The organism is Nocardia sp. NPDC004123 (assembly GCF_053603795.1).
In genome coordinates this window covers 147,315-168,511 of record NZ_JBSGGG010000024.1, presented here as the reverse complement: position 1 = coordinate 168,511, position 21,197 = coordinate 147,315, and the positions used below count along the sequence as shown (strand labels likewise).

Genomic DNA, 21,197 nt, shown 5'->3' with positions numbered 1-21,197 from the left:
GGCTCTTTCTGTGCTGGCCGCCGCGTCAACCCTGCTTAACCCCCCTCCCCACACTCGGCCCTCCCCCCCCGCATTCCTTGGGCCCACACACCGGAAATGGTGTGTGCGCCAAGGCATGTTCGCCGTTCACGAGGGTGTGGGGATGGCTTGGGCTATGAGAAGCTTCACGGCGCGGTGGACCCGGGTGGTGTCGCCCGTCACCCACCAGTCCTGGATCAGGCCGCGCATACCCGAGATGAGCAGGGTGGCGGAGGCCTCGGGGTCGGGGATGGTGGGGTCGATTCGGCTGAGGGACTGGGTCATTGCGGTGATGAGCACCAGGATGGCGTCGGTCGCGTAGGCCTTGAATGGGCTGTTGGGGACAGTGGCCGCGCCGAGAACCTGGAGCAGCACCGGGAGACTGTTCGCGAACTGGCCTGCGGTGTTGATCGCGAAGGACGCCGAGAGTCGCTCGCGCAGAACCTCCGCCGAGTCGATGCCCGAGAACAGCGCGGCGATATCGGGCCGCTGGGTTTCCAAGGCGGCGACCAGCATTGCCTCTTTCGTTCCGAAGTAGTGGATCAGCATGCGGGAGCTGGTGCCCAGGTATTCCGCCAGCGGGCGCAGGGAGAGTTCGGCCAGGCCGTGCTCGGCGATGTAGGCGATGACGCCTTCGAGGAGCTGGGCGCGGCGGGCGTGGTCGAGTGGGCGGGGCACGGGTTGACTGTAGCGGGTGGTACAGGTATCCATGTCAGCATGAGTGTAACGACTGGTACAGAAACTCGCCGGGGCGTCGTGGTGACGGCAATGGCGGCAACCACCTGCCTGGGGGCCGACCTCGACACCACCTGGTCGCGACTACTGGCGGGGGACAGTGGGATCGGCACGCTCACAGACGATTTCGTCACCGACAACGACCTGCCGGTGCGGATCGGCGGGCGGCTGGTCGCGCAGCCGGGGGAGCAGCTGACCCGGATCGAGCAGCGGCGGATGTCGTTCGTGCAGCAGCTGGCACTGGTACTGAGCCGGCAGGTCTGGCGGGAGGCGGGGACGCCCGGCGTCGAGGCGGAACGGCTGGCGGTCGCCGTGGGCACCGGGCTCGGCGGGGGCGAGGCACTGGTCAATGCCGTGGACCTGATGAAGACCGGGGGGTACCGGAAGGTGCCGCCCATGACGGTGCCCATGGTCATGCCCAACGGTTCGGCGGCCACCGTCGGATTGGAGATCGGTGCGAAAGGCGGTGTGTACGCGCCGGTTTCGGCCTGCGCCTCGGGCGCGGAGGCCATCGCGCACGGCTGGCGGCTGATCGCCACCGGCGAGGCCGACGTGGTGGTGGCGGGCGGCGTCGAGGGACACATCGACGCGGTGCCGATCGCCAGTTTCGCCATGATGCGGGCCATGAGCACCCGCAATGACGAACCCGAGCGCGCCTCACGGCCTTTCGACAGGGACCGGGACGGGTTCGTGTTCGGCGAGGCGGGCGCGCTGCTGGTGCTGGAGTCGGAAGCGCATGCGCGGGCGCGGGGTGCGCGGATGCTCGGCCGGGTCCTCGGCGCGGGCATCACCTCGGACGGCTACCACATCACCGGCACCGCGCCCGACGGTGACGGCGCCGCCCGCGCCATGCGCAAGTCCCTCGCCACGGCCGGCCTGACTGGCGCGGACATCGACCACATCAATGCCCACGCCACCGGCACCCAGGTCGGTGACGCCTCCGAGGCGAAGGCGATCATGACGGTCGCGCCACATGCCTCGGTGTACGCGCCCAAATCGGCCCTGGGCCACTCCATCGGCGCTGTCGGCGCCCTCGAAGCCATGCTCACTCTGCGCACGCTCAACGAGCAGATCGTCCCGCCCACACTGAATTTCGAGACCCCGGACCCGGATACCGAGCTGGATGTGGTGGCCGACAAGCCGCGCCATCAGGAACTCCGGTACGCGCTGAGCAACTCCTTCGGCTTCGGCGGCCACAATGTCACCCTCGCGCTGGGACGCGCCTGACCGATAGCCCTTGGGCCGCGGCCGGATTCGAAAGCTCAGGGCAACTTGTCCGTCTGGACACGCGGGTCCAGCTTGCGCAGCGTATCGGGGCGGTCGGTCAGGCACGGCCAATCCCGGCTCACCGCTTCGAGAGTCGCGTGACCCGCCGGAATGAGTGCGTCGGCGTCGGGGCGATCGGCGAGGGTGTCGCCCAGATGGTCACTGGCCGGGCGGTCGAGGGGCTGGATGACGGTGTTCGGCAGATCCAGCAGCACCGAGAGGATGTCCAGGCGGCCGGGCGGAATCAGCGCGCGGGCCGCGGCGAGAGCGGTGGCCGGAACGATGATGGTGTGGCCCGCGTCCGCGGTCGCCCATACCACCGATTGCACGTATGCCACGCGATGCGCCCAGGCGGTCAGCGCTGCGGTGTCGAACACGACGCCGCCCAGCGTCGGGGCGGCGGGGGTCATGCCGCGCCGGCGTGATCGCCGGGATCCTCCTTATCCGATAAGGGCGGCAACCCCTGCACGGCACGGGCGCGATTGATCAGATCCAGCGGCGGGCGGCCGCCGAGCGCGTTCTCCAGGCGGGCCAGCGATTCGGCCCGATCGACCCGGGCCTTCACGGATTCGGCGACGAACGCGGAGATCGAGGCGATGCGGCCGGTGCTGCGCCAATCGTCGAGGGTGGCAGCAATCTCCTCCGGCATCGTCACGGTGATCTTGCGGGTACGACGCGGTCTCGCCATACCGCGATGGTATCCCAGGCATACCGGAAAACCCCTGGCGACCGCACGGAATTTACACACTGGCCTGCAAGTTCGGTGAAATCCGTCCTGCTCGCGCCTACCCCGGATTACACCGGTTCGGCCGCGATTTCGATCCGAAACTCGGAGCCGATCCTGGAGCGCACTGCCCGCAACTGCCCGGGCATATCGGAGACGGATCGCCCGATTCGAACCGCCGCGGAGAGCGCGCGCCGTGTATCAGCCTGGCGCTCCTGGGCCGTTCTCGGACGCAGTCCAACCACTGCCGACCTGGTCGCCAGTCGGCGTGTCGCGCTACCGACTCGCGGGCAGGTTTTGAGGTCCCGCGATCCATCAGCAACCACACGTACCGGGCTGCAACGACGAGAGGACCCAACTCGTGACCGCCGGACACACGCGCGAATGCCAATGGGCGGGAGAGGAGCACGGTGACCCGGCCGCCGCTGGCGAGGAATGACATCGGCCGGCTGGTGCCTAAAGGTTCGGAGCCCCACCTTTGAACGCGCAGGTCAAACAGCATCCGGATCAAAGCCGACTTCAATCCGGAATTCGGGCGTACGGAAGCGATGTCGGCAGGCCGCGAAGCGACGAGATCGTCACGCCACCGGATGCGGTTCCGGCACCGCCACCGCGGTGGCATCCCGATCGGCCCGCACCCCACGAAACGACGAATGCCGTAGCAGACCTTCCGCACTGACCTCCCGGTATTCGATGTCGGCCGGTCCGGATTCCCCCTTCCTGGACCGGCTTTCGTCGTTTCCGGCGGTAGCAACGCGAGAGGGCCGAAAAGGACTCGGCCCCAGCCTGTTTGGCGTCGGCGCTTTCAAGCCGATAGATTGACCTGGACAGCCGTTGATGTGTCTCTGCAATTAGATGGTCGCCGCCGGTACGCCCCGCCATCGAATGCCCGGCGGCGGACCATGAGAGCCACTTCTCCGGTGAGACGTCCCCGGCTACAGCATTTCGGCGTACATGTGGCCGTCGAGGATTCCGAACTCGATCCGGCAGGGGAACGCCGACGGGTGCCCGGCCGCAACAGCGTGCAGGTTTCCCCCGATGACGGTGGTCGCCCAGTTTCGCAGCTGCTCGGGTAGCTGGTAGCGCGCGCCGTTGGTTGCCCGCAGATACAGGGTGTCGGCGCCGGCGGGGTCGTGGATGCCGACGGCGGCGACGTCGAGGATCATCCCTATCTGCTGCGGCGTGGCGATCATGGGTGGCTCGAGTGGTGTCATGCCAGGAAGATAATGCTGGTAGCGGGCGGTGCGGGCTGCTCTGGCCGATACGGTCCGATACGTCCGGGTCGGTCTCGGCTTCCGGCTGAACGCACCGAGACCTGCTGCAGCTGTCGCACCCGGAGACCGGTCAGGACGAGCGGCGCCGCCTGTTCGACTGGATCTGCCACCGCGACGCATCCCTCGACGGCCTGTGCCTGATCGAGGGCTTCGAGCGCGCCCAGACCGCGCCGGCGCAGCAGATCCCCGAGCTCTCCGCGAGTACCGGCTGTCATGGGAGATGCTGCCCGACGAGGCACTCAACGACCCGTACGTGTGGGAAGCGCTGCTGCACAACGGGATGCCGCAGACCGCGCTGATGCGCCAGCTGCCGCGCCTTACCCGCCTCGGCCTGTTCTCGCCGCTCGGCAGCCATGCGAACGAGGTCGCCGCGCGACTGGCCAACCCGGAGCGCCTGCGGAAGGCGCGCGTGCACCCGGTGAATGTTCTTGTCGCGCAGCGCACCTACGCCTCCGGTCGCTCCGCGCGTGGCGAAGGTATGTGGGAGCCGTCGCGCCCTATCGTCGATGCCCTCGACGGGGCGTTCTACGCAGCGTTCGAGGCAGTCGAGCCCGGATTCGACTCGGCGGTCCCGACATTGCTCGCGGACTTCGCTCGTGGTCTCTGACGGTCGCGCCGAGCAAGCGCGCGAACACCATCGGCTCGGTCAGGAGACAGACCGCCTCGGTGAGCAGAACACCGCTCGGCCCGCAACGCACTCATTCGCGCGTTGCGGGCCGAGAATCCGATCATTTGGACGTACGCGGCTCTTGCGAAGGCCGTCAGGTCCAGTCAGGAACTGATCGAGGCAATCGTTAACCGGCGCGTTCCCTCGGGCTGGCTGGCTAAGCCGCTGACCCAGGTCGGTGACCTCGTGCAGGGCGCGTACACCAAGCTGCGCGGCGGCGATACCTCCGGGGTGACCGACTTGCAGACTCGATCGACTCGATCGAGGCGCAGGCGAAGGGCGCGGGCGACGCGATCAACGAGCCCGCCAATACCGACCCAACTCCGTACCGAACTAACTGTCGGAACCGTTCCCGTCCGACATCCGGGCGGTATTCGAAAGGAGACGCTAATGCGCGACGCCGACGGCCATCCCATCTTCTCTCGATGCCTCGCCTGCACCAACCGCATCCACTGGGTGGAATGCCCGACCGGCGGGTCGTGGAAGCACGACAGGCATCCCGGCGACGACCACGACGCGGTCTCGCCGCTGCGTGTGCTGGAAGAGAGGGACGACAGCGGCAACTATGTGGTCGTGGGAACCACCATATGACCGCGCCCCTCCGTTGAGCACCGCCTGGGTCATCTCCGAACCCCGGGGTCTGAGTGCTGTAAAAGCCCTGATCGCATCGAATTTGGCGGTGTGTTTGTGATTGACAGGGGCGTGTTCCCTGAGGAACGCAGCGGTACCGCAGGATTTGAGTGGAAATCGACTGTCGATGTCTCCCCGGATCGACATCTTCCGCTCGGCGGTGCCGGTGACCTTCGGGCCGTCGACCCGACCACGCGAGCTGACATCGCCGTGAGACGCGCTACCCGTTCCCGGGGCATCCCGCACGAAAACCGGTCATTCGGATTGCGCTGATCCGAAACCTGCCGGTCAGGCGCGGATCCGAGTTCGATACGGTGGAGTGTGCCCACGGCCGTGGGCGTCGCCGCAATTCTCCAGTCAAGAGGGCAGAACTAGATGGATCAGAGTTCGATCGCGTGGGCCGACGGTGCGCTCGTCACTATCGACCAGCGGGCGTTGCCGCACGAGGTGCGGGAGCTTCGGATTACGACGGTCGACGAGGTCATCGATGCGATCAAGACTCTGGCCGTGCGTGGCGCGCCGGCGATCGGCGTGTGCGGCGCGTTCGGTGTGGTGATCGCGGCCCGTGCCGCCACCACCGACGGCGTGGTCGACGCCGGGCGGGTCGAGGCCGAGGCCGCGCGGATCGCGGACGCCCGGCCGACCGCGGTGAATCTGGCCTGGGGTGTGCAGCGCACGCTGGCCAAGCTTCCCGAGGGGCTGCAGGCCATGCTCGACGAAGCCCTCGACATGCTGGCCGAGGACGGGCGGGTGAATCTGGCCGCCGCCACCGCGGCCGCCGATCTGATCCAGCGGCTGTGCGCGGACCGCCCGCTGCGGCTGCTCACCCACTGCAACACCGGCCGCCTGGCCACCACCGCGTGGGGGACCGCCATCGGCGCGCTGCGGGTGCTGCATCAGCGGGGCGCGCTCGCCGAGGTGATCGTCGACGAGACCCGCCCGCTGCTGCAGGGCGCGCGCCTGACCGCGTGGGAGATGGCCGAAGCCGGTATCCCGCACCGGCTCACCATCGATTCCGCCGCCGCGTGGGCCATGGCCACCGAGCAGGTGGACGCCGTGGTCGTGGGCGCGGACCGGATCACCGCCGACGGGTCGGTCGCCAACAAGATCGGCACCTACATGCTGGCCATCGCGGCGCAGCACCACGGCATTCCGTTCATCGTGGTCGCACCCGAGTCGACGCGGGACATCTCCACCGCGAAGGGCTCCGACATCGTGGTGGAGCAGCGCGCCGCGGCCGAGGTGACCGGATTCGGCGGCGTCGCAACGGCTCCCGAGGGCACGAAGACGTTCAACCCGGCCTTCGACGTCACCCCGGCCGAGCTGGTGACCGCCGTGGTCACCGAGTTCGGGGTGCTCCAGGACCCGGCGGCCGCGCGGACTTCCGCGTCGGCGGCCACCACCCCGAAGTCTGCGGCGGGCGCGGAGATCGCGGAGATCGCGCGCGGCCTGTATGCCAGTGGCTGGATGCCCGGCACCGCGGGCAATATCTCTGTGCGCCAGGGCGATACGGCCCTCGTCACCGCCAGCGGGTTGTCGAAGGGCGAGCTCACCGCCTCCGACATGGTGACCGTCGCCGTGGTCGACTCCGAGCCCGTCGACGCTTCCGGCCGCAAGCCCTCGGCGGAGACCACCATCCACACCGCCGTCTACCGCACCCGCGGCGCCGACGCGGTCGTGCACGTACACCCGCCGCACGCCACGGCCGTCTCGATCACGACGGCCGGATCAGGCGTCACCACAGCGCGTTTCGCGGGCTACGAGCTCATCAAGGGCCTCGGCTCGGCCCGCCCGGATGTCATCGACATCCCCGTGTTCCCGAACCATGCCGATGTCCCGCAGATCGGCGCGGATATCGAGAAGTACCTGACCGAGCATCCGGAGGCCCCGCCGGTGCTGTTCATCGCCGGGCACGGCATCACCGCCTGGGGTTCGAGCCTGGCGCAGGCACGCGATCGCGCGGAGTGCCTCGAGGCCGTATGCCAGCTGACCACCTTGACCGGACACCGAGAGATTCCGGTGGGCGACCATGTATGAACTGAATACAGCGTTCCGAGAAAGGAACCTCCCATGACCCTGTTGCAGATCATGTCCGCCAAGGACGCCGGTGATGTGGTGCTGCGCACCGACGATGACGCGGTGATCGCCGCCGAGCTGGCCAAGCGCGGCATCACCTTCGAGCGCTGGCCGCTGCTGGAGGGTTTCAGCGTCGCCACCACCACCGAGCAGCTGCTGGCCGAATATCAGGGCCGCATCGACGAATTGAATGCCGACGGCCGCTACAAGTTCATCGACGTGGCGCGCATCCACCCCGACGACAGCGATCCGGAGTGGCCCGCCAAGGCGGTCGCCGCCCGCACCAAATTCCTGGACGAGCACCGCCACGCCGAGGACGAGGTCCGCTTCTTCGCGGCCGGCGCGGGCTGCTTCTATCTGCACCTGGGCGATGAGGTGCTGGCCACCGTGTGCACCGCGGGCGATCTGGTCTCGGTGCCGGCGGGCACCCTGCACTGGTTCGACATGGGCACCCGGCCGGAGTTCGTGGCCGTGCGCTTCTTCGAGGAAGAGGACGGCTGGATCGGCGATTTCACCGGCGACAAGATCTCGTCCGGCTTCCCGACCCTCGACGAACTGCTGGCCCCGGCATGATCAAGGCGGTCGTGCTCGATATCGAGGGAACCACCAGCCCGACCAGTTCGGTGCGGGAGGACCTCTACGGCTACACCCGCGACCGGCTCCCCGCCTGGCTGGCCGAGAACACCGGCGGCGCAGCGGATCCCATCCTCGAGGCCACCCGCGCCCAGGCGAACCGCCCCGACGCCGACGCCGCCGAGGTGGCCCGCATCCTCGTCGAGTGGCTCAATACCGACGTGAAGTCCGAGCCGCTCAAGGCCGCCCAGGGCATCATCTGCGCCGAGGGCTTCCGCAACGGGTCCCTGCACGGCGAGTTCTTCCCCGACGTACCGTCGGTGCTGCGTGCCTGGCGCGACGCCGGTCTGGAACTCTACATCTACTCCTCGGGTTCGGTTCGCAACCAGAAGGATTGGTTCGCGTTCGCCCGGGGCGGCGATCTGTCCCCGCTGATCAGCGGCCACTTCGACCTGTCCACCGCGGGCCCGAAGCGCGAAGCCTCCTCCTACGAGAAGATCGCGAGCGCCATCGGCGTCCCCGCCGACCAGATCCTGTTCCTGTCCGACCACCCCGACGAGGTCGACGCCGCCGTGGCGGCCGGCTGGCAGGCCATCGGCGTCACCCGCCCGGGCGAGCCGAACAGCCCGCGCGGTCCGCACCGCTGGATCGGCGACTTCGCCGATGTCGTGCCCAACTGACCTGCCGCACAAGCGAAGACGAGGCGAGCCCGTCCGGATTTCTCCGGGCGGGCTCGCCTCGCGTTCGGGACAGCTGTCAGCGCACGCCGGCGGTGGCAGCCCGGTCGATGAGGTACTCGACCAGCGTCATCAGCACGTTCTTGCACGAGCCGCGGTCGCGGGCGTCGCACAGCAGCACCGGGATTCGCTCGTCCAGGTCGAGCGCGTCGCGCACCTCGGCCGGGGTGTACAGGGGCGCGCCCTCGAAACAGTTGACGGCCACCGTGAAAGCGACGCCGCGGCGTTCGAAGAAGTCGATCGCCGCGAACGAGCCCTCCAGGCGGCGGGTGTCGGCCAGCACGACCGCGCCCAGCGCACCGCGCGCCAGTTCGTCCCACAGGAACCAGAAGCGGTCCTGGCCGGGCGTGCCGAACAGGTAGAGCACCAGGTTCTGGTCGATGGTGATACGACCGAAGTCCAGCGCCACCGTGGTGGTGGTCTTGCCCTCGACGCCGCGCAGATCGTCGACGCCGGCGGACAATTCGGTAATGAGTTCTTCGGTGCGGAGCGGAGTGATCTCGCTGATCGCCCCCACCATCGTTGTCTTACCCACGCCGAAGCCGCCCGCGATGAGGATCTTCACCGAGGCGGCCATGGGCTGGGCGGTATCAGAGTTTTCGAATGCCATCGAGTACCGCTCGCAGAATGTTGAGGTCACCGGGCGCGGCCTCGGGGGAGGCCGGGGCCCGGAAGTTGAGGATGTTGTCTGAAATCAGGTCCCCCACCAGGATTTTGGTCACCGCCAGCGGCAGCCGCAGGGCGGCCGAGACCTCGGCCACCGACAGCGGCAGCCGGCACAACCGGACGATTTCCGCATACTCCGGTTCGACACGACGCAGCGGTGGGGCGGCATTGGGTACCACCACCACCGTGAGCATGTCCAGATCGTGCCCCGCTCCCATGGTTCGGCCACCGGTCCGTGCGTAGGGACGCACGAGCGGACCGGCCGCGTCATCGAACCACTGTTCCCCCGGCCCCGGCCTCATGACAGTCGGGGGTTGCCTTGTCCGGCCAGATTGTGGCGCGGGGTGGTGGACAGGTAGTTGCCTACGCGCTGCACGGTCAGGTTCATCTCGTAGGCGACCATGCCGAGGTTGGCCTGTTCGGTGGCCTGCAGCGCGAGGCAGGCATGGCTGCCTGCGGCGGTCACGAACAGCACCGCGCGCTCGAGTTCGATGACCGCCTGGCGGACGCCGCCGCCGTCGAATCTGCCTCCGGCGCTGCGCGCCAGGCCGTAGAGGGTGGAGGACATGGCACCGAAGTGCTCCGCGTCCTCGCGGCTCATGGCGGAGGAGCGGCCCAGCAGCAGCCCGTCGGTGGAGTGCACCACCGCGTGACGGACGCCTGCGAGCCGGTCGACCAGATCATCGAGTAGCCAGTTGAGATCACCAGCGTTTGAGGTGGTCACCGTCGCCTTCCTGTCGTTCCGACTGTGTGCCTTCGAAGAAGGCCTGGGACTCAGGCCCGAACGAACCGGGGTCGGCCTGGCGGCCCTGCCTGGTTCCGTTTTCGATGGCGGAGAAAAGGTCTCGGGCCTGCTCGGCCGTGCGGGTGGCCTGGACCGCCGACTCGGGGGCCGACTGCTCCTGCGCCAATTCCGGTGCGAGACTTGCCTGCCGGCGCCTACGCGGGAGCGCGGGCCGGGCGTCGGAGCCAGTGTAATGGGAGCGCCCGAATTCGCGAGACCGGAAACCGTTTTCCACCGGCGGGATGGGTTCGGCCGGCGGATTCGGGTTCGGCCGCGGGTTGGTCGGCGGGTCGAACGGCGTTGCGGCTCCGAAGGACATGACCGGCGGCACCTGCGAGCCCGTGGACGGCCCGAACGGCTCGCGCTGGGGCGCGACCGGGGCCACCGGCGCGCTGGGCGCGACGGGCGGTTCCGGTGCGGCCGGGGGTGTGTAGGACTCGTAGCCGACGATGGGCAGCTCGTAGCTCGAGATCATCGACGCGGGGACCGCCGGCGCCGCGGGGAGCTGGGGCAGCGCGGCCACCGCCAGCGAGGCCGCGGACGGCTCGGCGGCGTCCAGCTGCCGCGGCACGACCGGGATCTCGCCGGTGCGGCCGGAGGGCTGCACGACCACGATGTTGGGCACCAGCACGATGGCCCGCACGCCGCCGTAGTCGGATTCGGTGAGCCGCACCGAGATCCCGTTACGGGCCGCCAGCTGGGCGACCACGAAGCGGCCGAGGCGGAAATCGTCGGGCAGCATGGCGACACCGAAATCGGGTGCGTCGCGCAGGATCTCGTTGATCCGCGCCAGCTCCTCCTCGGGCATACCCATGCCCTGGTCGATCACCTCGATCGCGACACCCTTGCCGACCACATTGCCGCGCACCTCGACCTGCGACTGTGGCGGCGAGAAGTGGGCGGCGTTGTCGACGAGTTCGGCGAGCAGGTGCACGAGGTCGGCGACCGCGCTGCCCGCGATGGACACGTCGGGCAGCCGCGCGATCTTGACGCGGGTGTAGTCGAGGGTCTCGCCGACGGCCGAGCGCACGATCTCGAGCAGCTGCACCGGATTACGCCACTGCCGGCCGGGCTGACCGCCCGCGAGAATGATCAGGTTCTCGGCGTTGCGGCGTTCGCGGGTGGCCAGGTGGTCGAGGCGGAAGTAGATGTCGAGCAGCGCCGGATCCTCCTGCGACGACTCCGCGGCGTCGAGGATCTCCAGCTGGCGGTGCACGATGACCTGGCTACGGTGGGCGATATTGAGGAACATCGCCTTGACGCCCTCACGGGTGCGGGCCTCGGTGACGGCGGCCGTCACGGCGGCGGCGTGGGCGTGGGTGAACGCCTTTGCCACCTGGCCGATCTCGTCGTGGCCGAAGTCCAGCACCGCGGCCTCGGCGGCGATGTCGACCGGCTGGCCCGTGCGCAGCTTGGCCATGATCTCGGGCAGCCGCTCGTCGGCCAGCACCAGCGTCTCGTTGCGCAGGCCCTTGAGGCGGCGGATGATCCGGTTCGCGAGCACCAGCGACACCAGGAAGGCCAGCCCGGACACCGCCAGCATGCCGCCGCCGGCGAGTGCGGAGTTGCGGGAATTGCTGTCGGCCACATCGGCGGCCATCTTCTCGTTGTGGCGGCTCATCTTCTCCCACAGGTGCAGGATCTGGGTGTTCAGCCGGGCAACGGTGTCGCGCCACTCCTGCGGGGTGAACGTCAGCGGTGCGACCTGCGGAGCGGCACCGGGTTTCGCGGGCGGCACCGTCATGGGATCGAGTGCTCGCGAGAGCAGCACGTTCTCCATCATGACGATCTTCGTCCAGTCCGGATCGTTCATGAGGGCCTGCATGTCGACGTCACCGTTGGTGCCGTCACCGCCGGCCAGCACGCCGAGGTTCACCCGGTAGGTGCCTGCCACGCGGGAGAATTCGATGGCCAGCTCGGGCGGCAGGGCGCCGCCAGCGAGCAGGACCTCGCCGACCGCGGCCTCGCGGGAGAGCATCTCGGCGGACTGCACGACCTGCAGGCCGTTGGCGACCTCCAGAGCGACTTCGGAACTGGGCGCGGTGTCGGCGACGATGCGGGTGCCGATCCAGACGAACTCGAGCAGCTTGCCGTAGAAGTAGTAGACGTCGGAGACCGACACCGCACTGGTGTCGATCTGGGTGCGCAGACCTGCCAGCTGGCGGGTCAGGGTGAGCAGCCCGCCGACGTCCCCGGTGACGGATTTCGGGCCGACCTTCTCCATGGCGGCGCTGACCGGGGCCATGCCCTGCAACGCGGTGTCGAGACGGGTGCGCGCCTGCGCCAACGACTTCGGATTCGCGTCATCGCCGCCACCCATCTGGGCGAGGGAGAGCTGGCGCTCCTGCTCCACCGCGGCGATCACTTCTCCGGTGGGCGGTCCCGCGGCGGACAACGCGTCCGCCCAATCCCGCGCGTGCTTGCCCTCGACCACCAGGTACCCCGCGCCACCCACGCCGATCACGAGCAGCGCCAGGCTCGGGACGAGTGCGATGGCGAGCACGCGGGTCCGGACCCCGAGCCTCGCTCTGAACATCGGGCAAAGGTAACGGGGCGTAAGTCACATATGCCCCACCGATCCCGTTGAGCGGGACTGAGGTTGACTTTCTCATTCATGTATGCGTGTGCATCGCAAATAATGCCCTCGATCAGCTACCTGCTGGCAACCGGAATTCCGGGCAGGACAGCACAATTCGCGACTCTCACGCACGCTGGCGCGGTGCGGCGGAGAGGAAGGATCCGACCCGCTGCACGGTCAGGTTCATCTCGTAGGCGACCATGCCGAGATTCGCGTCGGCCGCGGCCTGCAGCGCCAGGCAGGCATTGGCACCCGCCGCGGTGACGAACAGGACGGCGCGGTCGAGTTCGATCACGGCCTGCCGCACCCCGCCCGCGTCGAATCGGTGCCCGGCACTGCGGGACAGCCCGAACAGGGTCGAGGACATGGCACAGAAGTGCTCCGCGTCCTCCCGGCTCATCCGCGCCGACCGGCCGAGCAACAGCCCGTCGGTGGAATGCACCACCGCATGCCGCACGCCCGCGAGTTTGTCGACGAGATCGTCGAGGAGCCAGTCGAGATCACCAGCGGGGGAGGTGTTCACCATCGCCTTCCTGTCGGGTGGCGGGCGGCGCGCCGGGATCGGTCTGCCGCCCCTGTCGCGTGCCGTTCTCGATGGCCGAGAACAACTCTCGCGCCTGCTCGGCGCTGCGTTCGTCCGGCGCCGGGGCCGGAAAGTGCTCGGGGCCCGGATGCCCGGCCAACTCCGGCGCGAGATGCTCCTGGCGGCGGCGCCGCGGCAGCTCGGGCCGGAGATCGGCGGTGACCTGCGTATCCGGTGCGGGAAAGTCCGGTTCGGGCGGGCCCGGATGCCACGCATCGAATGATGCCGCCGCCGCTCGGAATTCCGGCGACGCGATCGCCGCCTGCTCGAGTTCGGCGCGGCGCTGCGGGGGCATGGCCTCCGTCCGCGGTTCCGCCGCGCCGAGCTCGCCCTCGATCAGCCCGGACGGGATGAGGACGATGGCGCGCGTGCCGCCGTAATCGGAATCGGACAGGCGCACCGAGATCCCGTGCCGGGCGGCCAGCCGCGACACCACGAACAGGCCCAGGCGGGAATCCGAGGACAGGCTGGTGACGGCGAAATCCGGTGGCCCGGCCAGCAGCTCGTTGAGCCGGGCCAGGTCGGACTCGGGAATACCCATGCCCTGATCGCTGATCTCGACCGCGACCCCGCGGCCCACCGAGGCGCCGGAGATCTCGACGCGGGACTGCGGCGGGGAGAAGGAGGCGGCGTTGTCGATCAGCTCGGCCAGCAGGTGGATGAGGTCGGCGACGGACCGCCCGGCAATGAAAGCCGCAGGCAGGCGGCCGGTCTGGACCCGGGTGTAGTCGGCGGTCTCGCCGACCGCGGACCGCGCCAGTTCCAGCAGCGGGACGGGATTGCGCCACTGGCGGCCGGGACGCCCGCCCGCGAGAATGATCAGGTTCTCGGCATTGCGGCGTTCCCGGGTGGCCAGGTGGTCGAGCTGGAAGTAGATGTCCAGCAGCTCCGGATCCTCCTGCTGGGATTCGGCCGCGTCGAGGATCTCCAACTGCCGGTGCACCACCACCTGGCTGCGGTGCGCGATATTGAGGAAGACCGACTTCACGCCCTCGCGGGTATGCGCCTCGGTGACCGCGGCGGCGACGGCCGTCCCGTGGGCGTGGCCGAAAGCCTCGGCGACCTGTCCGATTTCATCGTGGCCGAAGTCCAGGACGGGAGTTTCGGTCTCGATATCGAGGTGTTCACCGGCGGCCAGCCGGCTCATCGTCTCGGGCAGCTGCTCGTCGGCCAGGGCGAAGGTGCGGTCGCGCAAACGCCGGAGCCTGCGGATGATCCGATTGGCCAGCGCCAGCGCGACCAGGATCGCGCCCACCCCGACCACGACCATGCCCGCCCCGGCCGCCAGCGATTTCCTGGTGGTGTCGTCCGCGGCGGCCCCGGCCAGCTGCTGGGCCTCGGCGTTCTCCGCCTGCCAGAGGTTCGCCAGGCCGTGCGTGACCTCGCCGGCGCTGTGCTGCCATTCCGCGACCGAGATCGGGAGCGGTTGCAGCGCCGAGCGTTTGGCCGAGCCGTCCGACGGCACCAGAGTGTGCTGGGCCAGGACCGGCTCCACCACGCCCAGCTGCTGCCAGGCGGTGGTCGAGACCAGCGCCCGGGCCGCGGCGGCCTGCTTCTCGTCGGGTGCGCTGACGATGCCGTCGATCCGGGTGCGGTAATAGCCGACCAGGCTGAGGTATTCGGCGCCCAGCTCGGGGGAGAGGTCGTTGCCGTCGACGAGGGCCGCGCCCAGCGCGTTCGCGCGGCTCATGGCCTCCAGGCAGTGCAGTACGTCCGCGGCCTGGGTGAGCTCGACGGCGGTGGCGGCATCGGGCGCGGTCTTCTGTGCGACCTGCACGCCCGCCATGACGGCCTCGGGAATGTGGTTGTAGAAGGCGTAGGCGTCGGCCAGCCCGAGCGTGCCCGCATCGACGCCGGCGCGAATTCCGGCCAGCTGCTTGCTCATTTCGCCGAGGGCGCCGGTGGCCTGGCCCATGGACGCGGGCCCGATCCGCGACAGCGCCGACTGGGCCGGGGCGATCAGGCGCACGGCACTGTCGAGCCGCTGGCGTGCCGTCGTCAGCTGGCGCACATCGGAATCCATCCCGGCCACCCGCCACAGGGTCAGCTGCCGTTCGGCCTGCACGGCCTCGATCAGCTCGCGGGTGGGCGCGATGCCCGCCTGCATCTCGTCGGCCCAGGTGCGGGCCTGGTGTGAGCGGTCGATCAGGGTGCCGGCGACGCCGAGGCCGATGGCCGCCAACGCCACGCTCGGTACCAGCGCGATGGCCAGGATCCGGGTGCGGACCCCGAGCGTCGGAAAGCGCATCGCTGCAACGTAACTGCGCGGCGATGCGCTCGGCGGGTCGAGTCCTTTTGTGCGGGACGGGATTTGACACTGGCGAGACGAGTCCCCTAAGCCGGGAGGTTGCCTATACCCTGCGACTTCTTTGGAATTCGTTTACCTTCGAGCCAGCTGTGAGCTTCCCGCGAGACCAGAGTGGGCAAACTTTCAGCACTAGCTTCGTCCGCGCCCGGGACAGCGGGCCGCGCCCGGCGATCCGGGCGCGCGGACGGAGAATACGAAGTGCAGCACAGGAAACGCGCATGGCCGGCAGCCATCGCGGTCGCCACGGCCACGGTGTCGGCGGCGACACTCATGGAGCGGGCCAAGGCCGCCGGATTCGCGACCGGCAATGTCAGCACCGCCGAGATCACCGACGGCACACCGGCGGCCGGCACGCTCGTCCGGGTTGGTCAACGGTGCGGGACGCTCTCGCCACCACCTCCGATATCAGTGATGTGCTGGCACTGGAGGTGCACGCGGGCTTCTACGACGCGACCGGTCAGGTGGTGGGTGCGGGGACCTTCCAGCACGCCGACGCGGAACCCGGCGGTGGCGCGCACGCACGGAACCCGGATGGCATCCCCTTCACGACCACCGCGTCCCCGGCCGATGCGCCGATCTCCGCCGCGGTGCTGTCGATTCCAGTGCTGGTCAACGAATAGTCTTTTCCCGCAGCGCTTTTCATGATCCCGCGCACGCACCCCTCGTGCGTGCGCGGGATCGGGTCCGGTAGCCGGTGCTGCCTCACCGGCGATGGATCCCTGCCCGGGTACTGCTGGCTGTTTCTTCGTTCCGCGTTCATGAACGGTTACAGATTTCGCAGGTAGCAGCCAGAAACAAGGCAATCACGACATTTCGGCCCAGCTGGCCCTCCGGCCGAACCCGATCCGAGCGGGCGGAACCGCGCAGTCCCGGCCGGGCGCGGACGTGGCGGAGTAGATTGTGTGTATCCGCAAGTTACTCGCAAGTAGGAGGCAATGATGTCGGTGCCGGCTGCCGCGGTGTTCGAACGGTTGCGCTCGTTCGCGGCCGTGGATACCACCCAGGACCATGCGACCCGAGCGATCACCGAGGTGTTCACCGGCGAGACCCTGGGCTCGGTGCCGGTCGGGACCGCCGCCGATGTCACGGCCGCCATCGCCAAAGCGCGTATCGCGCAGGCCGAATGGGCCGCGCGCACGCCCAAGCAGCGGGCCGAGGTGCTGGATCGGTACCGGGCGCTCGTGGTCGAGAACCGCGAGTACCTGATGGACATCATCCAGGCCGAGACCGGCAAGGCGCGGTGGGCGGCCCAGGAGGAGGTCATCGGGCTGATGTTCGCGGCCCGCTACTTCTCCCGCGTGGCTCCGCAGCTGCTCGCCCCGCACGGTGCGGCCGGCGCGTTCCCGGTGCTGAACCGGGCCTCGGTGCGTGCGGTGCCCAAGGGCGTGGTCGGGGTGATCGCGCCTTGGAACTACCCGATGCTGCTGTCGGTGGGCGACTCGATTCCGGCGCTGCTGGCCGGTAATGCCGTGGTGGTCAAGCCCGACAGTCAGACCCCGTACTCCTCGCTGGTCAACGCCGAGCTGTTCGCGCGCGCCGGGCTGCCGCGCGATCTGTTCGCCGTGGTCCCGGGACCCGGCACGGTGGTCGGCACGGCCATCGTCGAGGACTGCGACTACCTGATGTTCACCGGTTCCTCCGCCACCGGCCGCACCCTGGCCGAGCACTGCGGGCGCCGCCTCATCGGCTTCTCGGCCGAGCTCGGCGGCAAGAACCCGATGATCGTCACCCGCGGCGCCGATCTGAACAAGGCCGCCAAGGCCGCGGTCCGCGCCTGCTTCTCCAATGCGGGCCAGCTGTGCATCTCCATCGAGCGGCTCTATGTCGAGCGTGAGGTCGCCGACCAGTTCACCGCGAAGTTCGTCGCGGCGGTGCGGGCGGCGAAACTCGGTGCCGCGTACGACTTCTCGCAGGATATCGGCAGCCTCATCTCCGAGGCCCAGCTGGAGACGGTCACCAAGCATGTCGCCGACGCGGTGTCGAAGGGGGCGAAGGTGCTCGCCGGCGGCAATGCCCGCCCGGACCTGGGCCCGCTGTTCTTCGAACCGACCGTCCTGTCCGACGTCACCGACGCGATGGAGTGCGGCCGCAACGAGACCTTCGGCCCGCTGGTGTCGATCTACCCGGTCGACTCGGTGCAGGAGGCCATCACCCGCGCCAATGACACCGAGTACGGCCTGAATGCCAGCGTGTGGGCGGGCAGCAAGGCCGAGGGCGAGCACATCGCGGCGCAATTGCACGCGGGCACGGTGAACGTCGACGAGGGCTACGCCCCGGCCTGGGGCACCACCGGTGCGCCGATGGGCGGCATGGGCATCTCCGGCGTCGGCCGCCGCCACGGACCCGACGGCCTGCTGAAGTTCACCGAACCCCAGTCCGTCGTGGTCACGCGGTTCCTGAACCTGGACGCCCCGCCCTTCATCCCGCAGAACACGTGGCAGCCGTTCCTCATGGCCATCGCCCGCGGCATCCGCTTCCTGCCGGGTCGCTGATCCTCCCGCTGGACCACCCGTCCGGCGTGCGTACACTGTACCCGTCGGAAGGGTGGTCGAATGCCGGAGAATCCGCTTGCCGCGCCGGGCGCGTGGGACCAGGTCGCTGAGAGTTACGACGACGTCGTATCGGACATGATGCGGCCGTTCGCGATTCGCGCATTGGAATCGGCCGAACTGAGCGGCCGGTCCCGGGTCATCGATGTGGCCACCGGGCCCGGCGTGCTGGCGCTGCTGGCCGCGCCGCGGGTCGCGGAGGTGGTCGCGGTCGACTTCTCCGAGGCCATGATCCGGCGGCTACGGCGCGCCATCATGCAGACCGGGGTCGGCAATGTGCTCACCGGCGTCGGCGACGGGCAGGATTTGCGCTACGCCAGTAACACTTTCGACGCCGCGTTCTCGATGTTCGGGCTCATGTTCTTCCCGGACCGGGCCAGCGGGTTCGCCGAACTGCACCGGGTGCTGCGACCGGGCGGCATCGCGGTGGTGTCGAGCTGGGCCCCGATCACGGACTCGCCGCTGATGACATTGCTGTTCGAGGCGTTCCAGGCCGGAATTCCGGGATTCCCCGCGCCCCAGCCGAATCCGGAGAGCCTCGAGAATCCGAACCTGTTCGAGAAGGAGCTGCTCGCGGCCGGTTTCACCGAGGTGGTGCTGCGGCCGCACGCGGAATCGTTCAGTTACGACAGCGCCGAGCAGATGTGGGACCGGCTGACCCGGGGCAGCGCGCCACTGCAGGCGACCCGCCGGCGCACCGACAAGGCCACCTGGGCAGCCCAGGAAAAGGTCATGATCGACTATCTGCGCGAGCACTACGTGCCGGGCACACCGCTGTCGACGACCGCGTGGCTGGGCACCGGTCGCGTTCCGCGATAAGGACTTCCGGGTTCGGAGCTGCCCGGAGGCTCCGTAGGTTTACGATGGCGCGGCCGACCCGGAGAAACCGGCCGCGCCACCTTCCTTCATCCGGCCAGCTCGTTGCCGCGCAGCGGAGCGGGAGCCGCTTCCAACGCCGCTGTCTCGGCATCGGTGAACAGGCGTGACCGGATGACGAATCGGACTCCCTCGGGGGCCTCGAGGGAGAAACCACCGCCGCGGCCGGGGACCACGTCGACGGTCAGATGGGTGTGGCGCCAGTACTCGTACTGGTCGGCGCTGATCCAGAACGCCGTGTCCGGGAAGACGCGGCCGAGCAGCACATCGGCCGCGCCCACCCGGAATTCGCCCAGGGGGTAACACATCGGGGAGCTGCCGTCGCAGCAGCCGCCCGACTGGTGGAACATCACCGGACCATGGTGATCGATGAGGTCCTGCAGCACGTGTGCGGCGGCCTCGGTGATGGTCACCCGGGATACGGAACCTGCTTTCATCACGCTCCTCGCAGACCTTCCGGCCTGTCCGACTCCGAATTACCGACAAGTTCTGAATGAACCGAATTGCTTGCGGTTCAGAAGAATCCGAGCTTGTTCGGGGAGTAGGACACGAGCAGGTTCTTGGTCTGCTGATAGTGGTCGAGCATCATACGGTGGTTTTCCCGGCCGATGCCGGACTTCTTGTAGCCGCCGAAGGCCGCGTGCGCGGGATAGGCGTGATAGCAGTTGGTCCACACCCGACCGGCCTTGACGGCGCGGCCCACCCGGTAGGCGGTGCTGCCGTCGCGGGTCCACAGGCCCGCGCCGAGGCCGTAGAGCGTGTCATTGGCGATGGTTACCGCTTCGACCTCGTTGTCGAAGCGGGCCACCGCTACCACCGGACCGAAGATTTCCTCCTGGAAGATCCGCATGTCATTGCGGCCCTCGAAGATCGTCGGTTCGATGTAGTACCCATTGGGGAAGCCCTCCACCTTGCGCATCTCGCCGCCGGTGAGGACCGTCGCGCCCTCTTTGCGGCCGATGTCGATGTAGGACAGGATCTTTTCGTACTGGTCGTTACTGGCCTGCGCGCCGATCATGGTCGTGTCGTCGAGCGGATTGCCGCCCTTGATGGCCTTGGTGCGCTCGAGGCAGCGGGCCATGAACTCGTCGTAGATCGACGAGTGGATCAGCGCCCGCGACGGGCAGGTGCAGACCTCACCCTGGTTGAGCGCGAACATCACGAAGCCCTCGACGGCCTTGTCGAGGAAGGCGTCGTCGGCGGCCATGACGTCGGGGAAGAAGATATTGGGGCTCTTGCCGCCGAGTTCCAGGGTCACCGGGATGATGTTCTCGCTGGCATACTGCATGATGAGTCGGCCCGTGGTGGTCTCGCCGGTGAAGGCGACCTTGGCGACGCGCGGGCTGGAGGCCAGCGGCTTGCCCGCCTCGACGCCGAAACCGTTGACCACGTTGACGACTCCGGGCGGCAACAGGTCGGCGATGAGCTCGATGACCAGCAGCAGCGAGGCCGGGGTCTGCTCGGCGGGCTTGATGACCACGCAGTTGCCGGCCGCGAGCGCGGGGGCCAGTTTCCAGGCGGCCATGAGGATCGGGAAGTTCCACGGAATGATCTGCCCGACCACACCCAGCGGTTCCTGGAAGTGATAGGCGACGGTGTCGGCGTCGATCTGGGAGAGATGGCCCTCCTGCGCGCGCACCGCGCCGGCGAAGTAGCGGAAGTGGTCGACCGTCAAAGGCAGGTCGGCGGCGAGGGTTTCGCGGACCGGCTTGCCGTTCTCCCAGGTTTCGGCGACGGCGAGCCGCTCCAGGTTCGCTTCGATCCGGTCGGCGATCCTGTTGAGGATGTTGGCACGATCCGTCACCGACGTGGCACCCCAGGCGTCGGCCGCCCGGTGCGCCGCCTCCAGGGCCATATCGATGTCCGCGGCACTCGAACGTGCCACCTGGCAGAAGGTTTCACCGTCGATCGGGGAGGGATTGTCGAAGTATCTGCCCTCGATCGGCGCTTTCCACTCGCCGCCGATGAAGTTGTCATAGCGGCGGTTGAAACTGACGATGCTCCCGTCGGTGCCGGGTTTTGCGTAGATCATGGCGCGGCTCCTGATCCCGTATATGCGGTGACGGGGGCCACTATGAACCGCGAAGGTTGGCGGGAGGTTGGCGCCGGGTTGGCGAAACGTTGCTGAGTCACTGCCGTCGAATATGGCTGCG

Annotated in this window: 21 protein-coding genes and 1 pseudogene; 10 read left to right on the top strand and 12 right to left on the bottom strand. The window is 68.6% G+C overall.

Annotation, left to right across the window (positions count from 1 at the left end; genetic code table 11):
- Positions 1-126: 126 nt before the first annotated feature.
- Positions 127-696 (bottom strand): TetR/AcrR family transcriptional regulator, encoded by a 570-nt coding sequence (locus ACWEQQ_RS31905; protein ID WP_452350852.1) that lies wholly within the window; start codon positions 694-696, stop codon positions 127-129.
- A 39-nt stretch (positions 697-735) separates the two neighbouring features.
- On the opposite strand from ACWEQQ_RS31905, the gene ACWEQQ_RS31900 reads away from it, so the two are divergent.
- A complete protein-coding gene (locus ACWEQQ_RS31900; RefSeq protein ID WP_452350851.1) occupies positions 736-1,980 on the top strand; it encodes a KasA/KasB family beta-ketoacyl-ACP synthase in 1,245 nt (414 codons plus the stop codon).
- Between the two features lie 35 nt (positions 1,981-2,015).
- On the opposite strand, the gene ACWEQQ_RS31895 is transcribed toward ACWEQQ_RS31900, so the two are convergent.
- The 3 genes from ACWEQQ_RS31895 to ACWEQQ_RS31885 all read right to left on the bottom strand — a co-directional run bounded on the left by ACWEQQ_RS31895 (position 2,016) and on the right by ACWEQQ_RS31885 (position 3,957).
- The gene (locus ACWEQQ_RS31895) at positions 2,016-2,429 is read right to left on the bottom strand and encodes a hypothetical protein (RefSeq protein WP_033091132.1); all 414 of its coding nucleotides are present in this window, start codon (positions 2,427-2,429) and stop codon (positions 2,016-2,018) included.
- Positions 2,426-2,707, bottom strand: coding sequence for a ribbon-helix-helix domain-containing protein (locus tag ACWEQQ_RS31890; RefSeq protein ID WP_354832698.1), 282 nt, complete (start codon positions 2,705-2,707; stop codon positions 2,426-2,428). The genes ACWEQQ_RS31895 and ACWEQQ_RS31890 overlap by 4 nt, the downstream gene beginning before the upstream one ends.
- A gap of 971 nt (positions 2,708-3,678) precedes the next feature.
- Positions 3,679-3,957, bottom strand: a complete 279-nt coding sequence (locus ACWEQQ_RS31885) for a hypothetical protein (RefSeq protein ID WP_452344869.1) — start codon at positions 3,955-3,957, stop codon at positions 3,679-3,681.
- Between the two features lie 280 nt (positions 3,958-4,237).
- Between ACWEQQ_RS31885 and ACWEQQ_RS31880 the strand changes: the two genes are divergently transcribed.
- From ACWEQQ_RS31880 to mtnC, 5 genes are all read left to right on the top strand, one after another.
- Complete coding sequence (locus ACWEQQ_RS31880) at positions 4,238-4,624, top strand: TROVE domain-containing protein (protein ID WP_452350850.1); 387 nt, start codon at positions 4,238-4,240, stop codon at positions 4,622-4,624.
- A 450-nt stretch (positions 4,625-5,074) separates the two neighbouring features.
- Entirely contained in the window at positions 5,075-5,275 is a 201-nt protein-coding gene (locus ACWEQQ_RS31875) for a hypothetical protein (protein ID WP_452350849.1), read from the top strand.
- A gap of 414 nt (positions 5,276-5,689) precedes the next feature.
- Positions 5,690-7,351 (top strand): S-methyl-5-thioribose-1-phosphate isomerase, encoded by a 1,662-nt coding sequence (mtnA, locus tag ACWEQQ_RS31870; protein WP_452350848.1) that lies wholly within the window; start codon positions 5,690-5,692, stop codon positions 7,349-7,351.
- Between the two features lie 33 nt (positions 7,352-7,384).
- Positions 7,385-7,963 (top strand): 1,2-dihydroxy-3-keto-5-methylthiopentene dioxygenase, encoded by a 579-nt coding sequence (locus tag ACWEQQ_RS31865; protein ID WP_452350847.1) that lies wholly within the window; start codon positions 7,385-7,387, stop codon positions 7,961-7,963.
- Complete coding sequence (gene mtnC / locus ACWEQQ_RS31860) at positions 7,960-8,643, top strand: acireductone synthase (protein ID WP_452350846.1); 684 nt, start codon at positions 7,960-7,962, stop codon at positions 8,641-8,643. Before ACWEQQ_RS31865 ends, mtnC begins: the two co-directional genes overlap by 4 nt.
- Before the next feature lie 76 nt (positions 8,644-8,719).
- Here mtnC and ACWEQQ_RS31855 read toward each other — a convergent pair whose 3' ends face one another.
- The 6 genes from ACWEQQ_RS31855 to ACWEQQ_RS31830 all read right to left on the bottom strand — a co-directional run bounded on the left by ACWEQQ_RS31855 (position 8,720) and on the right by ACWEQQ_RS31830 (position 15,559).
- The gene (locus tag ACWEQQ_RS31855) at positions 8,720-9,310 is read right to left on the bottom strand and encodes a GTP-binding protein (RefSeq protein WP_354832684.1); all 591 of its coding nucleotides are present in this window, start codon (positions 9,308-9,310) and stop codon (positions 8,720-8,722) included.
- Entirely contained in the window at positions 9,291-9,668 is a 378-nt protein-coding gene (locus ACWEQQ_RS31850; protein WP_354832682.1) for a DUF742 domain-containing protein, read from the bottom strand. The genes ACWEQQ_RS31855 and ACWEQQ_RS31850 overlap by 20 nt, the downstream gene beginning before the upstream one ends.
- Positions 9,665-10,090, bottom strand: coding sequence for a roadblock/LC7 domain-containing protein (locus ACWEQQ_RS31845; protein WP_040857697.1), 426 nt, complete (start codon positions 10,088-10,090; stop codon positions 9,665-9,667). Before ACWEQQ_RS31845 ends, ACWEQQ_RS31850 begins: the two co-directional genes overlap by 4 nt.
- Complete coding sequence (locus ACWEQQ_RS31840) at positions 10,068-12,686, bottom strand: sensor histidine kinase (RefSeq protein ID WP_452350845.1); 2,619 nt, start codon at positions 12,684-12,686, stop codon at positions 10,068-10,070. The genes ACWEQQ_RS31845 and ACWEQQ_RS31840 overlap by 23 nt, the downstream gene beginning before the upstream one ends.
- A gap of 166 nt (positions 12,687-12,852) precedes the next feature.
- Complete coding sequence (locus tag ACWEQQ_RS31835; protein ID WP_354832678.1) at positions 12,853-13,251, bottom strand: roadblock/LC7 domain-containing protein; 399 nt, start codon at positions 13,249-13,251, stop codon at positions 12,853-12,855.
- Entirely contained in the window at positions 13,229-15,559 is a 2,331-nt protein-coding gene (locus ACWEQQ_RS31830; RefSeq protein WP_452350844.1) for a sensor histidine kinase, read from the bottom strand. Before ACWEQQ_RS31830 ends, ACWEQQ_RS31835 begins: the two co-directional genes overlap by 23 nt.
- A gap of 171 nt (positions 15,560-15,730) precedes the next feature.
- On the opposite strand from ACWEQQ_RS31830, the pseudogene ACWEQQ_RS31825 reads away from it, so the two are divergent.
- The 4 genes and pseudogenes from ACWEQQ_RS31825 to ACWEQQ_RS31810 form a co-directional block, all read left to right on the top strand.
- Positions 15,731-15,970: pseudogene (locus ACWEQQ_RS31825) on the top strand (alkaline phosphatase); the annotation flags it as partial.
- Positions 15,971-15,993: 23 nt separating this feature from the next.
- Complete coding sequence (locus ACWEQQ_RS31820) at positions 15,994-16,239, top strand: hypothetical protein (RefSeq protein ID WP_452350860.1); 246 nt, start codon at positions 15,994-15,996, stop codon at positions 16,237-16,239.
- Between the two features lie 318 nt (positions 16,240-16,557).
- A complete protein-coding gene (locus ACWEQQ_RS31815) occupies positions 16,558-18,111 on the top strand; it encodes a succinic semialdehyde dehydrogenase (RefSeq protein ID WP_452350843.1) in 1,554 nt (517 codons plus the stop codon).
- A 60-nt stretch (positions 18,112-18,171) separates the two neighbouring features.
- Positions 18,172-18,987: a class I SAM-dependent methyltransferase gene (locus ACWEQQ_RS31810; protein WP_452344861.1), complete on the top strand. Its 816-nt coding sequence runs from the start codon at positions 18,172-18,174 to the stop codon at positions 18,985-18,987.
- An 86-nt stretch (positions 18,988-19,073) separates the two neighbouring features.
- Here the strand turns inward: ACWEQQ_RS31810 and ACWEQQ_RS31805 are convergent, their stop codons facing one another.
- Both ACWEQQ_RS31805 and exaC read right to left on the bottom strand, forming a co-directional pair.
- Positions 19,074-19,481 carry a DUF779 domain-containing protein gene (locus ACWEQQ_RS31805; protein WP_354832666.1) on the bottom strand — a complete coding sequence of 136 codons (408 nt, stop codon included), beginning with the start codon at positions 19,479-19,481 and terminating at the stop codon, positions 19,074-19,076.
- A 77-nt stretch (positions 19,482-19,558) separates the two neighbouring features.
- Positions 19,559-21,076 (bottom strand): acetaldehyde dehydrogenase ExaC, encoded by a 1,518-nt coding sequence (gene exaC, locus ACWEQQ_RS31800; protein ID WP_354832664.1) that lies wholly within the window; start codon positions 21,074-21,076, stop codon positions 19,559-19,561.
- Positions 21,077-21,197 lie beyond the last annotated feature (121 nt).

What these genes read in the sequence shown, in the direction of transcription:
- ACWEQQ_RS31900 (WP_452350851.1), top strand. Translation starts at nt 736, where the DNA reads ATGAGTGTAACGACTGGTACAGAAACTCGCCGGGGCGTCGTGGTGACG.
- ACWEQQ_RS31895 (WP_033091132.1), bottom strand. Translation starts at nt 2,429, where the DNA reads ATGACCCCCGCCGCCCCGACGCTGGGCGGCGTCGTGTTCGACACCGCA.
- ACWEQQ_RS31890 (WP_354832698.1), bottom strand. Translation starts at nt 2,707, where the DNA reads ATGGCGAGACCGCGTCGTACCCGCAAGATCACCGTGACGATGCCGGAG.
- ACWEQQ_RS31885 (WP_452344869.1), bottom strand. Translation starts at nt 3,957, where the DNA reads ATGACACCACTCGAGCCACCCATGATCGCCACGCCGCAGCAGATAGGG.
- ACWEQQ_RS31880 (WP_452350850.1), top strand. Translation starts at nt 4,238, where the DNA reads ATGCTGCCCGACGAGGCACTCAACGACCCGTACGTGTGGGAAGCGCTG.
- ACWEQQ_RS31875 (WP_452350849.1), top strand. Translation starts at nt 5,075, where the DNA reads ATGCGCGACGCCGACGGCCATCCCATCTTCTCTCGATGCCTCGCCTGC.
- mtnA (WP_452350848.1), top strand. Translation starts at nt 5,690, where the DNA reads ATGGATCAGAGTTCGATCGCGTGGGCCGACGGTGCGCTCGTCACTATC.
- ACWEQQ_RS31865 (WP_452350847.1), top strand. Translation starts at nt 7,385, where the DNA reads ATGACCCTGTTGCAGATCATGTCCGCCAAGGACGCCGGTGATGTGGTG.
- mtnC (WP_452350846.1), top strand. Translation starts at nt 7,960, where the DNA reads ATGATCAAGGCGGTCGTGCTCGATATCGAGGGAACCACCAGCCCGACC.
- ACWEQQ_RS31855 (WP_354832684.1), bottom strand. Translation starts at nt 9,310, where the DNA reads ATGGCATTCGAAAACTCTGATACCGCCCAGCCCATGGCCGCCTCGGTG.
- ACWEQQ_RS31850 (WP_354832682.1), bottom strand. Translation starts at nt 9,668, where the DNA reads ATGAGGCCGGGGCCGGGGGAACAGTGGTTCGATGACGCGGCCGGTCCG.
- ACWEQQ_RS31840 (WP_452350845.1), bottom strand. Translation starts at nt 12,686, where the DNA reads ATGTTCAGAGCGAGGCTCGGGGTCCGGACCCGCGTGCTCGCCATCGCA.
- ACWEQQ_RS31830 (WP_452350844.1), bottom strand. Translation starts at nt 15,559, where the DNA reads ATGCGCTTTCCGACGCTCGGGGTCCGCACCCGGATCCTGGCCATCGCG.
- ACWEQQ_RS31815 (WP_452350843.1), top strand. Translation starts at nt 16,558, where the DNA reads ATGTCGGTGCCGGCTGCCGCGGTGTTCGAACGGTTGCGCTCGTTCGCG.
- ACWEQQ_RS31810 (WP_452344861.1), top strand. Translation starts at nt 18,172, where the DNA reads ATGCCGGAGAATCCGCTTGCCGCGCCGGGCGCGTGGGACCAGGTCGCT.
- ACWEQQ_RS31805 (WP_354832666.1), bottom strand. Translation starts at nt 19,481, where the DNA reads ATGAAAGCAGGTTCCGTATCCCGGGTGACCATCACCGAGGCCGCCGCA.
- exaC (WP_354832664.1), bottom strand. Translation starts at nt 21,076, where the DNA reads ATGATCTACGCAAAACCCGGCACCGACGGGAGCATCGTCAGTTTCAAC.